We start from the raw sequence: 13,327 nt of genomic DNA, 5'->3' as shown, positions 1-13,327 counted from the left end.
AGGCGCCTCAATGAGGCGCCTTCTCTGTTTTGCTTATTCCGGACGGGATGAACGTTTACGTTCGTGCTCTTTCAGGTAGCGCTTACGCAGTCGGATCGATTTGGGTGTGATCTCTACCAGTTCATCATCGGCGATGAACTCGATAGCACGCTCCAGGCTCAGGTTCAGAGGTGGAACCAGGTCAATCGACTCATCTTTACCCGAGGCGCGGACGTTGGTGAGTTTCTTCTCCTTGATCGGGTTAACGGTCATATCGGAATCACGGCTATTGATACCGATGATCATGCCTTCGTACAGCTTCTGGCCGGCACCGATAAACATTTTACCGCGCTCCTGCAGTTTCCAGAGCGCGTAGGCTACGGACTCACCATTCTCCATGGAGATCAGTACGCCGTTGGTACGGCCGGGCAGGGCGCCGACATAAGGGCCATAGGAGTGGAATACATGATGCATGATGCCGGTACCGCGGGTGTCGGTGAGAAACTCCGAGGTGTATCCGATCAGGCTGCGGGTAGGGGACATAAACTCGATTCGGGTAGTGCCATCCGCATTGGTCGCCATGGAGGTCATTTCCGCGCCGCGTTTGCCCAGCTTTTCGATCACTGAACCCTGATATTCGGATTCAACATCAACAGTCACATGCTCATATGGCTCCTGTTTAACGCCATCGATTACACGTACAATTACGGTTGGACGGGATACCGCCATCTCGAAACCTTCACGGCGCATGGTCTCCAGAAGGATGCCGATATGCAATTCGCCGCGTCCTGAAATCTTATAAATATCAGCAGAACTGGTCTCTTCAACACGCATGGCCACATTGGTGCGGATCTCTTTCATCAGACGGTCGCGAATCTGGCGGGTAGTAATCAACTTGCCCTCTTTGCCTGCCAGCGGCGAATTGTTCACATGCAGTTCCATGGAGAGTGTCGGCTCATCCACATGGATAACCGGCAGTGCTACAGGATTATCCTTGGAGGCAATGGTTTCACCGATATTGATATGTTCGATGCCGGCAATGGCAATAATGTCACCTGCTTCAGCCTCCTGAATCTCAATGCGGTTCAGGCCAAGGAAACCAAGCAGTTTGGTGACCTTGAATTTCTCTTTTGATGAGTCGGCGTGCACAACAGTGATCTCTTCGCCTGTTCTGACGCGACCATTGGCTACGCGGCCGATTACGATACGGCCAATATACTCGTCCCAGTCCAGTGTGGTAGCCAGCATCTGCAGGGGGGCTTCCGGATCACCTTCAGGTGGCTGAACGTGCTTGAGAATGGTCTCGAACAGGCAGATCAGGTTGTCCGACTTTTCGGAGAGATCGAGCATGCCGTAACCGTTCTTGGCGGATGCATAGACAACCGGGAATTCAAGCTGCTCATCGGTTGCACCAAGGGAGGCGAAGAGGTCGAAGGTGAGATCAACTACGGCATCCGGATCAGAACCTTCACGGTCGATTTTGTTCACAACCACAATCGGCTTCAGGCCCAGAGCCAGTGCTTTGGAGGTTACAAACTTGGTCTGTGGCATCGGGCCTTCGCGTGCATCTACCAGCAGTACGACGCCATCGACCATGTTCAGGACACGTTCCACTTCGCCGCCGAAATCGGCATGGCCAGGGGTGTCGATAATGTTGATATGGGTGTCGCCGTAGCGGATGGCGGTATTCTTGGCGGTAATAGTAATGCCGCGCTCTTTCTCGAGGTCGTTGGAGTCCATGATGCAGGTTTCCATCGTTGCGCGCAGGCTGTCCATGGTGCCGGACTGCTTGAGCAGTTCATCAACCAGGGTGGTTTTGCCATGGTCAACGTGGGCGATGATGGCGATATTGCGCAGCTTGCGGGACATAATGTTACCTCGATTCAAAAGTGGCGCGCATGGTAGCGTTTCACCGCTTATATGGAAGTAATATCCTGTGAAGGGCACCGGGTAGAGGCATTCTGCCTCTGCTGGCAGCTCTCCTTCGAGATCATCGCCTCAATTTCATCTCTTCCTGACTGGCGGCATCAAGCACACCTTTGCCACTGAGTTCAGATACATCATATCGGCAGATCAGCGCTGAACATATTTCTCAGCTTCGAAGCAGATGCGTTCAATCGCCACGGTATTACTTGGATGGAATTGTCAGTACTTCGCAGCCATTTTCGGTGACGGCCAGTGTATGTTCGAACTGGGCGGAAAGTGATTTGTCGCGGGTAACTACGGTCCAGTTGTCACCCAGCAGCTTCACTGCTGCACGTCCGATATTCACCATCGGCTCGATGGTGAATACCATGCCCTTTTGTAGTTTCAGTCCATCACCGGGCCTGCCGTAGTGCAGTACCTGCGGCTCTTCATGGAAGCTCCGGCCGATGCCATGCCCGCAATATTCTCTAACAACCGAACACTTCTCACCCTCAACATAGCTCTGGATGGCATGGCCGATATCGCCGAGTGTTGCGCCGGGTTTCACGACTTCAATTCCGATCTCCAGCGCCTGACGCGCCACTTCGACCACTTTCTGCGCCTTGATCTTCGGTGTGCCGACAAAGAATGTTTTGCTGTTGTCCCCGTACCAGCCGTCAATGATACTGGTGACATCGACATTGATGATGTCGCCATCTTTGAGCGTTTTGTTGCTGGGGATACCGTGGCAGACCACGTGGTTGACGGAGGTGCAGACCGACTTGGGAAAGCCGTGATAGTTCAGCGGGGCGGGGATGGCGCCGGCCTTGACCGTGTAGTCATGTACCAGCTCATTGATCTCATCGGTGGTAATGCCGGGCTGAATGTAGGGTTCGATCATCACCAGCGTATCCGCCGCGTGATGACAGGCGGGCCTCATCGCATCGATATCTGCTGCTGTTTTGATCTTAACCATGCTCTCTCCGCAACCATATTCTCAGGTTATACCGAGCGGGTTTCCCGGCTGCCCCTTGATCAGGAGCGCTACTATGGCGTAATCTGGTGCCAAGGTCATCCTCGGGAGGGAAATATGCGGCTCTATCTGGTTCAGCACGGTTTGGCGAAAGCTGAAAGCGAGGACTCCAATCGTCCGCTCTCCGATCAGGGACGGGAAGATGTAACCCGTGCGGCGGGTTTTTTGAGCCTGTTCGAGAAGCCGAGACCAGCAAAGATTCTGCACAGCGGAAAACTGCGGGCGCAGCAGACTGCCGGGATGTTTTCCGAGGCGTGGGGCGGCATTGCGGTCGAGAAGACGCTCGATCTTGCGCCCAACGATGACCCCTCTGTCTGGGCAGCACATTTGGCCTCCATGAATATGGATGTGATGCTGGTCGGTCATCTGCCGTACCTTCGGCGCCTTGCCGGCTTACTGATCTGCGGCGATCCGGACCGAGAGGCGGTTCAGTTCAGGAATGGGGGTGTGGTCTGTATGGAGAAGAGGGAGCATGGCTGGACGCTACTCTGGCAGATCAATCCCACGCTTTTTTATGGCGAGGATTAAAGTAGGTATGGTGATGCTTAATATGGTCTATACTAGCTAGGTAACGGCCCCTATAGTCAGGAAGATGTGAGGGAGGCGAATAGAGAGAAAGCATGAGTGATTCGACAGAGGTGACTCGATTCCGGCCCAACCGCTGGGTGGCGATCCTGATGTTTATCTGGACGCTCTTGGTGATGGTCTCCCTGGTCTGGAACCTGGATGATGTCGAAGAGAAAGCCAACGAAGAGGCCAGGGTTCATCTGAAGGCGCTTTTCAATCAGGATATCGTTTACCGGCGCTGGAATGCCGGGCATGGCGGGGTCTATGTGCCGGTGTCCGACAATGCTCAACCCAACCCTTACCTGAGCCACATTCCGGATCGGGATGTAACCACGACCGATGGCAAGCAACTGACGCTGATGAACCCGGCCTATATGACGCGCCAGGTGCATGAAATCCTGAGAAAACAGAAGGGCCGGCGCGGCCATATCACCAGCCTTAATCCGATCAATCCACTGAATGCTCCCGATGCGTGGGAAATAGCCGCGCTCAAGCGTTTCGAAGCGGGTGAAGTCTCCTCCTTCTCGAAACAGCCTATGGACGATGGCAAAGAGTATTATCGTTACATGGAGCGGATGCTGGTCGAGAAGCCCTGCCTGAAATGCCACGAAGCTCAGGGCTATAAAGTTGGCGATGTAAGAGGTGGCATCAGCGTTTCGATTCCTGTCGAAGAGGCAATCCTGATGTTTGAGGATGATACCAGCGGATTGATCTCCGGTCACTTGGCACTGTGGGTCTTCGGTCTTGCTGCCTTGCTTATCGGCGGGCGCAGGCAAAGCCGTGCGGAAGAGAGAGTTCTGCAGGAGAAGTATTTTTCCGACAGCCTTGTTGAAACCGCCCAGACAATTGTGCTGGTGCTGAATCCGGATGCCACGATCCGCTATATCAATCCCTATATGGAGATGCTCTCCGGCTTCAAGCAATCCGAGGTGGAGGGTAAGGACTGGTTCGACACCTTCCTTCTCAAGCGCGACTGGAGTGAAGTAAGGGCTAAATTTTCATCGGCAATTGCCGATCAGCAGACTCGAGGCAATGTGAATCCGATCGTCACTAAGGATGGTCGTGAGATACTGATCGAGTGGTATGATAGAACACTCAAGGATCAGGATGACCGAGTTATTGGCCTGCTGGCCACCGGACAGGATGTAACACAGCGTAAGCAATCGGAACAGGAGCTGAACAGCTCGCGCAGCCTGCTCAATGGTATTATCGAAAATATCCCTGCAATGATATTTCTCAAGCGGGCCAGCGATCTCAGGTTTGAACTGTTCAACAAGGCTGGTGAGGAGCTGCTTGGATATGATCGCAATGATCTGATCGGTAAGAGCGACTACGACTTCTTTGACAAGGAGCAGGCCGATTTCTTTGTCGCCAAGGATCGTGAGGTGCTTGCCAGTCACAGGGTGCTTGTGATTGACGAGGAGCTTGTTACTGCGGCCAGTGGTGAGGAGAAAATACTCAACACCTTCAAAGTAGGTCTCTATGCGGCCGATGGCACGCCAACCCATTTGCTCGGTATTTCACTGGATATTACAAACAGGATAAAGACTGAGCGTGCCCTACAGGAGAGTGAAAAACGCTTCCGCGACACATTCGATCATGCCGCAGTTGGGATAGCCCATGTTGCAACTGATGGCAGATGGTTGAAGATCAATCAGCGGCTTTGCGAAATGTTGGGTTATTCTCACGATGAGCTTCTTAAAATGACATTTCAGGACATTACATATCCTGACGATCTTAACCTTGATCTAGATTACGTAGAGAAGATGCTGAACAAGGAAATCAGTAACTATTCGATGGAGAAGCGATATATATATGTAAAGACCGGTCGATTCTTTGGGTCAATCTTACCGTAGCTCTTGTCTTTAAAAAAGATGGAACCCCAGATTACTTTATTTCGATTGTTGAGGATATAGACCGGAGAAAGAAGGCAGAGGAGAATGCACAAGAAAGTGAGGCCAGATTCAAAAACCTTTTCGAAGGTAATAAGTGTGCACAGCTTCTTATCGATCCCGAGGGTGGGCAGATTATCGAGGCCAATTTGGCTGCGGAACAGTTTTACGGCTACAACCTCGAGCAACTGAAAGGGATGAATATTTCCGATATTAACATCCTTTCAAAGCAAGAGGTGCAAGCCGAGATGGAGCTGGCGAAAACTGAGAAACGCAGCCACTTTATCTTTAAACATCGCCTTGCCAGCGGAGAGGTGAGGGATGTCGAGGTTCATTCCGGGCCAATCAGATGGGAATCGAGACCCCTGCTTTACTCAATTATTCACGATATCTCCGATAAGAAACGAGCAGAAGAGAAGCTCGTTAAGAGCGAACAGCACCTCAGACAGGCGCAGGCGACAGCCCATATCGGTAGCTGGATCATGAGCATGGATAGAGAACTTATCTGGTCGGATGAGCAGTATCATATCTTTGGTGTTGAAAGAGATACATTTGTTCCGGATGAGGAGAGCCTCTACAAGCTGATCCATGACGAGGATCGAGAGCGGCGCCACGAGTGGATCGATGCCGCCCTTGCTGGCAAACAGAGCGAACCGCTCGAATACCGCATTGTATGGCCGGATGGCGATCTGCGCTTTGTTCTTGGACAGTGTGAGCTGATCAGGAATGCAGAGGGTCAGCCAATACACCTTAGCGGAACCACGCAGGATATCACCGAGAAGAAGAGGCTGGAAAACCAGTTTTATCAGGCCCAGAAGATGGAGGCACTGGGGACGCTGGTCGGTGGAGTTGCTCACGATTTCAACAACATTCTCGCCGGTATTACCGGCAACCTCTATCTGGCCAGAAAGCATGTGAAAGGATTGCCGGAGGCTGTGAAGAGTCTGGATACGGTGGAGAAGCTTTCATACCGTGCATCAGATCTGATTAAACAGCTGCTTGCCTATGCCCGCAGGGATATGGTTGTTTTGAAGCCTTTGCCACTGACACCATATATCGAAGATGTTCTCAAGTTTCTCCGCTCATCGCTTCCCGAGAATATTGAGTTAAATGAGCAGGTGTGCAGTGATTCGCTCACCATAAATGGTGATGACACGCAGCTTCATCAGGTGCTGATGAATCTGGTGAATAATGCCCGCGATGCAGTAGCCGGGAGGGAAAATCCGACCATTACCGTCGCTCTTGAGATGTTTGAAACAGACGATCCGTTTATCCACCGTTATTCATACTTCAAGCGCGGCAGATATGCCCACCTGAGTGTAAGGGATAATGGTTGCGGTATTCCTGAGAGTCATATCGAACATCTGTTTGAACCTTTCTATACCACCAAAGAGATCGGTAAGGGTACTGGTCTTGGCCTGGCCATGGTGTTCGGAGCGATTAAAACCCACCGCGGCTATGTGGAAGTAGATAGCGTTGAAGGCGAAGGCTCCACCTTCCACATCTATCTGCCGCTTATAGAGGGGGCTCGGGAGAGCGACCTGCCACAGGCATCTGCTTCAATCGTAGGGGAGGGGGAGACCATCCTTATTGCGGATGATGATGCGAATGTCCTGGAGACGAGCTGTGAGGTGCTTAAGGCGCTCGGCTACCGCGTGCTGACCGCAGAGAATGGAGAGCAGGCGCTCGAACTGTTCAGGGAGAATGCTGAATCGATAGACCTGGTAATCTCAGATCTGGTCATGCCGGTGATGGGTGGCCACGAGGCTGTGCAATCTATGCGCCAGATCAAGCCGGATACGAAAGCCATTTTTGCGACCGGTTACGACAGTAATGGCGATGCCCATCTGAATGGTGAACTGGTGATTAAAAAGCCATTTGTGGTCGAAGAGTTAAGTCGCCTGATCAGGCAGGTGCTTGGTCAGTAAGAGACGACCATATCGGGATGATCTGTTCCGGTTCTGATTAATGAAATTGATTAAGTGCCACATCAACCTTGCTGTCGCGCTCTCCTCTGGCCAGCGGATTGCGTTCGGCACGGATCCGTTTCAATACCTTGACCGGAATGCGTAATCGGGTACCTGCAGCAGGCTGCATGGCGACGCCGGGATTGTCAGAACGCAGCGACTGTATTGAGACCTTCAGCCGTTTAGAGATTGCTGTCAGTGATTCACCCCCGGTTTCGATCATCATGTGCCCGGAGGGCTTTGAAGGGATGTGCTGTTTCACTCTGGCCACACGGGTTTTCGAAATACGCAGTGACAGGGTTTGCGGTTTGCCATCGTAGTACTGCTTCAATTTCAACTTCGGGTTGAAATGGAATATCTGATTCTCCGGTAGCCCGGCCAGATCCTGCAGGTGATCAAGATCGACAGGTGTCTGCAGTTTGACTGTGCGGGTCGGATAGGGGGCCGGAAAGTGGATAGTACCCTGCTCATGCAGCGCAATCAGACCGATAATATGACGGATATAGGTTTTGGTGATCGGAGGCAGAGGCATCCTGTGCAGGCCATCTCCGGGTTTCCATGGCCTGCGATTCAGCCGCTGCTGCACGGCACTCGGGCCGAGATGGTATGCAGCAAGGGCCATAGGCCAGTTGCCGAATCGGCGATGCTGCTGTGTCAGGTACCTGGCCGCTGCACGGGTGCTGGCACGGATATCGCGGCGGCCGTCAAAATTACTATCACTGCTTACCTTCAGGTCGCCGGCGGTTTCAGGCATCAATTGCCAGAGGCCTGTCGCCCCGACCGAGGAGATGACATAGGGGTTGTAGCTTGACTCCACCACCGGAACCATCTGCAGTTCACGAGGTGCCCCAGCCTGATCGAGAGTCTCCAGCAGCGGCTGACGAACATAGCGGGAGCGGTTTGCAACACCACGCCAGAAACGGCCATATTCGCGCCAGGCCTCATGTTTGATGCTGCCAATCTCTTTTTCACTCAGGCCTTTGAGGAAAGGGTTGGATGAAGCCTGCTTTTCTTCCACGCTGGCCGGTTGAACCTCAGGTTTGCTCTCCTGCTCACTGCTCCAGAAATTACTGTTACCGTGACTGCATGAGATCAGAGCCAGTGAGAGGCTGATGAGTAGCAGGCGGGGTAAATGGAAGCTGCGCGCTTGAATAGACATGCAGCCACAGTAGGGAGGGGGCGGCACGCTGGCATTGAGCCAGATCACACAAAGTCTGAGCGTAGTGTCTCAAGGAAAGTGCTGCTTCGATCAGGTCAGTTGCGGTATGTGACGGACGGCCTTAGATGCGTTTATAGAGCCTGTTAAGCTGACGGGCCAGCTTCCAGCAGCAGCAACCGGCTCCCGGAATATCCTGCATACGCCATGACCAGTTGTTATCAAGCGTGCCGGGCGTATTGAATTTGGCCTCGGATCCGAGCTCGAGAATATCCTGCATAGGAATTACCGCCAGCCTGGCAACAGAAGCCAGTGCACATTCGATCATGGCCCACGGCATATCCTCGGCCCTGGCATTGTGAAGCTCTTTCAGGGCCCGTTCCCGTGTGCCCTCATCGGTTGATTGAAACCAGCCCAATGTCGTGTCGTTGTCGTGGGTGCCGGTATAAACGACACTGTTCTTTTCATGGTTTTTCGGCAGATAGGGGTTGTCATCATCGCCACCGAATGCGAACTGCAGGATTTTCATCCCCGGCAGCCCATATTTTTTACGCAGTTCGGTCACCTCATCGGTGATGATTCCGAGATCCTCAGCAATCAGAGGCAGCTTGCCGAGCTTTTCCTGCAGTGTTTGCATCAGCGCATCACCCGGGGCCGGTCGCCATTCACCGATAATGCCATCCTCACTTTCGCCGGGAATGGCCCAGAATGCCTCCAGCCCCCTGAAGTGGTCGATACGCATCATATGCATGCGCTCAAGCTGCTGGCGCACGCGTTCAGTCCACCAGCTGAATCCCTCCTCCTGCATGTGATTCCAGCGATAGAGTGGATTTCCCCAGCGCTGCCCGGTTGTGGAGAAGTAGTCGGGAGGTACCCCGGCAACTTCGGTACACAGTCCTTTTTCGTTGATGGTGAAAAAATCACGGTTTGCCCAGACATCGGCTGAATCATGCGCGACATAGATCGGCAGGTCTCCGAAAAGCTGGAGTTCCATTGATTCGGCATATGCCTTGAGGTCATGCCACTGGCGATCGAACAGGTACTGCTCAAAAATGGCCTGTTTGATCAGATCGCCATGTTCGAGTTTTTCCTGGTCAATCGATTCAGGATTGCGGTCACGCAGTCCTGCCGGCCACTGCCACCATGCCCGGTCCTGATATACCGTTTTCAGCGCAGAGAACAGTGCGTAGTCCTCAAGCCAGTAGGCGTGGGCCTGTCGGTAGCTCTGCACGCTGTCAGCCAGTTCAGTGTCGGTGGCTGTCTGCAGCCAGAAATTACCCGCAGCGATTTTCCGCTTTTCGGCATGCTGCTCGGCTGTGTCACAGCCGTTAAGCTGTTCAGTATCCAGCCATCCGCAGCTGACACACTCGCGCAGATCTATAAATTCAGGGTTACCTGCAAACGAGGAGAGGGACTCATAAGGGGAGCCGTGCCCGTGCGTCGGACCAAGCGGAAGAAACTGCCAGATTGAGAAACCGGCAGTTTTTATCCGGTCAATAAATGTTCGTGCCTCACTGCCCAGGACTCCCTTGTGGAAGGGGCCTGGAAGCGAAGAGATGTGTAGCAGAACAGCCGACCGGCGGCGATCTATCCATGATTTCATGAAGTCGGATCCTTAATTGATAATCCACATACGGATGTGTGGGTGACACCGTGGCTGTCTCAGAGGCAAATCGTGGTAATTCACGAGTCGGCTCCGCCTCTGCGCATGGTTCCGCCACCTTCGGCATCACCACCACCACGTGAGATGCTTTCATCCAGTGAAGGAGGGATGTTGGCGCCGAGCAGGTGGTAGAGCTTTTTCAGATGGCGCCTGTAAAGCTGGTCGAAATCACGGACGACTGTGCCTGGATTGTAATCGCCGAACCACCAGCACCAGTCAGACCCCTCACAGATTCGTAGCTGTTCATCTGCCGCTTCACGCTGCTCATCGGTCAGCTGGTTGATGTGGCTGTCATAGGCCTTTTTGGCCTCAATCAAAAGCTCCCAGCCGCGTGTTTTAGCATGATCGCCGATCCAGGTGGAGAGGTTACCGTAAACCCAGGAGCCTGATACCAGGTGCTCCAGCTTTTCGGATGCCGGATAGGATGCAAGATAGTCGCTGAAGGTGGTCAGCTCATATTCATCGTGCTCTGCTATCGACTGGTAGAGGTGGGTGAGGAAGGGGAGCGCATTCTCATGGTAGTGCTCCCATGCATTCTCTCCATCCATGATGATGGAGACGACAGGCGCCTCCATACCTTTGGTGCGATGACGGATATTTGCCAGCTCATGCATGAAGTTGTTGATCGCATCCTTCATGTCCCAGCGGGAATATTCGAATCCGAGCAGGTCGGAGAGGCGATCATCACGGAAAAAGCATGTGATTTTCTCACCCTCTTCACCTACCACCCAGGGGTGGTAGAGGTCGCGATTGCCCTGCTGTTCACGCAGGTTGTATTTCAGCGAGTGGTGCAGCACCGATTCGCCGGTTGCACACCACTGGAACCCCGATTGGCCGAGCAGTTTAAGTGTATCTTCAGACACTGCACCTTCAGCGGGCCAGACACCCGCAGGCGAGTGTCCGAAAATCTCTTCATGACTTTTGCGGGCAAGGGCGATGTGATTCAGTGCCCGATCGCGCCCGCCCGGATAGGGCTCGTCCGGAATCAGTGCATCAGAAACGGTTTCTCTCGCTGTGTTGAAATCGAGCATCAGTGGAATGATTGGATGTGCGTACGGGGTTGTGGTCAGTTCAATTTTACCTGACTCCACGAGGCGACGGTGGGTGGCCGGGATGTCGCTGAGCAGCGAGGTGATAAGCGTGAGAAGGTCGCGGCGGTCCTGATAGGAGAAGTAGCGCTCCTTCTCGATCAGGCGGCGTGATACAAAATTACGCCCCCGAACCGTTTCACCCAGCCATGCCAGATGATACCAGGTGACCAGATCCGTGAAGAAGCTGTTTCCAAGGTAGTCGAGCGCATCGCTGTTTTTGGCATGTTCGGCCAGATTCCACAGCCTTGAGAAGGCCGGATAGCGGTGCAGGTTGCGTTCGTGATTCAGGCGGAAGCAGGCTTCGAGCAGGAAGGTGCGCTGATCACTGTCATATTCCCCCGTTTTATGTGCCAGTGCAGCCAGCAGCGGATCATTGATGTTCTTGGTGTCGCCATTGAGGAAGTCACGGAGGTGTTCAGCATAATCCTCAATCTGGGCAGTTAGCGAAGGCACATAGTTAATGACAGCCTTGGCCCTTGGCAGTTGAGAGATAATCTCGGCCATATCGGTATAATCTTTCATGGCATGCAGATAGACCCACGGCAGGTGGTAATTGCCGGTATCAGCTTCGCGATAAAATGGCTGGTGCATATGCCAGTAAAAAATGACCGATAGTGGTTTGCTCATAAGATGCCTCCTGGATGGCTGGCAGTTCCATTAAATTCTGAACCGCAGTTTATAGATCGTTTTTCAGGTGTGATTGACGATCCGTGCCCGCACCTCCATGTGCAGGCTGCAGGGGGGGGCTGGCATGAACCAGCCCCCCCCTGCATTTCCAACTCGAAATTGGCGGGGATGCTACAGCTGATGGATGCCCTGTCCCAGCATGTCTGGAGTAACAAGAACAATGCCATTTTCAGTGACCTCGAAGAGTTCACGATCTTTCTCCAGATTGTAACCGATCTCCGTGCCTTCAGGGATCACGGTACCTTTATCGATAATAGCGCGTCTGATGCGGCAGTTGCGACGAATCTCCACATCAGGCAGCACCACTGAATCCTCTACTTCGGAATAGGAGTGGACGCGGACATTGGAGAAGAGAACGGTTCTGCGCACCGTGGCACCAGTAATCAGGCATCCGCCTGAGACAAGAGAGTCAACAGCGTGACCGCGGCGGGTGTCTTCATCGAAGAAGAACTTCGCCGGAGGTAGCTGCTCCTGTTTGGTCCAGATCGGCCAGTTGGTGTCATACATGTCCAGTTGCGGCTGTACCGAAACCAGATCCATGTTGGCCTCCCAGTAGGCGTCGAGCGTACCCACGTCGCGCCAGTACTGAGGGGCACCGGTGTTGGCATGCATGAAGCGGAAGCCGAATACATTGGCATTCTGAATGGCTGTTGGAAGAATATCCTTGCCGAAATCATGGCTGGATGATTCAAGGCTGGCATCTTCGAGCAGACGGTCACGCAGGAAGCTGGCTGTAAATACGTAGATACCCATTGAGGCCAGCGCCTTGTCGGGATTATCCGCCATCGGCTTGGGATTCTCGGGTTTCTCAGCAAACTCGGTTACGCGCAGGTTTTCATCAACAGCCATAACGCCAAAGGCCTTTGCCTCTTCGATGTCAACCGGGATGCAACCTACAGTGATGTCAGCACCGGTAGCCGCATGGGCTGCAATCATCTTGCCGTAATCCATCTTGTAGATGTGGTCACCGGCAAGGATCAGAACATATTCAGGGTCGTACTGACGGATAATGTCGAGGTTCTGGTAAATCGCATCGGCTGTGCCTTCATACCAGCCTTCACCGGTACGCTGCTGCGCCGAGAGTACCTCCATGAATTCGCCGAACTGGCCGGAGAGAAACGACCAGCCGCGCTGGAGGTGGCGCTGAAGGGAGTGAGACTTGTACTGGGTGAGAACGGAGATCCTGCGGATGCCGGAGTTGATGCAGTTGGACATCGGGAAGTCGATAATGCGGAATTTGCCGCCAAAAGGCACACCAGGTTTTGCGCGCCACTCCGTCAAACCTTTCAATCTTGACCCTTTACCGCCTGCCAGAACCATGGCAACCGTGTTGGCTGTGAGTTTACTGATATTACGTTCCACCTGAGTCGGACTCATGGGTACCCCT

General features: G+C 53.3%; 8 protein-coding genes and 1 pseudogene. 3 read left to right on the top strand and 6 right to left on the bottom strand.

Annotated features, from left to right (window positions below):
• Positions 1–33 precede the first annotated feature (33 nt).
• Positions 34–1,848: a translational GTPase TypA gene (typA, locus tag Ga0123462_RS06680; protein WP_100265592.1), complete on the bottom strand. Its 1,815-nt coding sequence runs from the start codon at positions 1,846–1,848 to the stop codon at positions 34–36.
• 259 nt (positions 1,849–2,107) lie between these two features.
• Positions 2,108–2,860 carry a type I methionyl aminopeptidase gene (map, locus tag Ga0123462_RS06675; protein WP_100265591.1) on the bottom strand — a complete coding sequence of 251 codons (753 nt, stop codon included), beginning with the start codon at positions 2,858–2,860 and terminating at the stop codon, positions 2,108–2,110.
• A gap of 114 nt (positions 2,861–2,974) precedes the next feature.
• Between map and sixA the strand changes: the two genes are divergently transcribed.
• From sixA to Ga0123462_RS11660, 3 genes and pseudogenes are all read left to right on the top strand, one after another.
• A complete protein-coding gene (gene sixA, locus Ga0123462_RS06670) occupies positions 2,975–3,445 on the top strand; it encodes a phosphohistidine phosphatase SixA (protein ID WP_100265590.1) in 471 nt (156 codons plus the stop codon).
• Positions 3,446–3,537: 92 nt separating this feature from the next.
• A pseudogene (locus Ga0123462_RS11665) lies at positions 3,538–6,405 on the top strand (PAS domain S-box protein); the annotation flags it as partial.
• Between the two features lie 89 nt (positions 6,406–6,494).
• Positions 6,495–7,304, top strand: coding sequence for an ATP-binding protein (locus Ga0123462_RS11660; protein WP_418287836.1), 810 nt, complete (start codon positions 6,495–6,497; stop codon positions 7,302–7,304).
• Between the two features lie 37 nt (positions 7,305–7,341).
• Here Ga0123462_RS11660 and Ga0123462_RS06655 read toward each other — a convergent pair whose 3' ends face one another.
• From Ga0123462_RS06655 to glgC, 4 genes are all read right to left on the bottom strand, one after another.
• On the bottom strand, positions 7,342–8,502 hold the full coding sequence (locus Ga0123462_RS06655; RefSeq protein WP_100266525.1) for a lytic transglycosylase domain-containing protein: 1,161 nt from the start codon (positions 8,500–8,502) through the stop codon (positions 7,342–7,344).
• A 121-nt stretch (positions 8,503–8,623) separates the two neighbouring features.
• The gene (malQ, locus tag Ga0123462_RS06650; RefSeq protein WP_100265587.1) at positions 8,624–10,102 is read right to left on the bottom strand and encodes a 4-alpha-glucanotransferase; all 1,479 of its coding nucleotides are present in this window, start codon (positions 10,100–10,102) and stop codon (positions 8,624–8,626) included.
• Positions 10,103–10,182: 80 nt separating this feature from the next.
• The gene (locus Ga0123462_RS06645) at positions 10,183–11,880 is read right to left on the bottom strand and encodes a glycoside hydrolase family 57 protein (protein WP_100265586.1); all 1,698 of its coding nucleotides are present in this window, start codon (positions 11,878–11,880) and stop codon (positions 10,183–10,185) included.
• A gap of 171 nt (positions 11,881–12,051) precedes the next feature.
• Positions 12,052–13,317, bottom strand: a complete 1,266-nt coding sequence (gene glgC / locus Ga0123462_RS06640) for a glucose-1-phosphate adenylyltransferase (protein WP_100265585.1) — start codon at positions 13,315–13,317, stop codon at positions 12,052–12,054.
• Positions 13,318–13,327: the final 10 nt, after the last annotated feature.

This window comes from Mariprofundus ferrinatatus (assembly GCF_002795825.1).
In the GTDB taxonomy this organism is placed as follows: Bacteria; Pseudomonadota; Zetaproteobacteria; order Mariprofundales; family Mariprofundaceae; genus Mariprofundus; species Mariprofundus ferrinatatus.
Note: the sequence above shows the minus strand (reverse complement) of the source record. Positions and strands in the feature narration are given on the sequence as shown.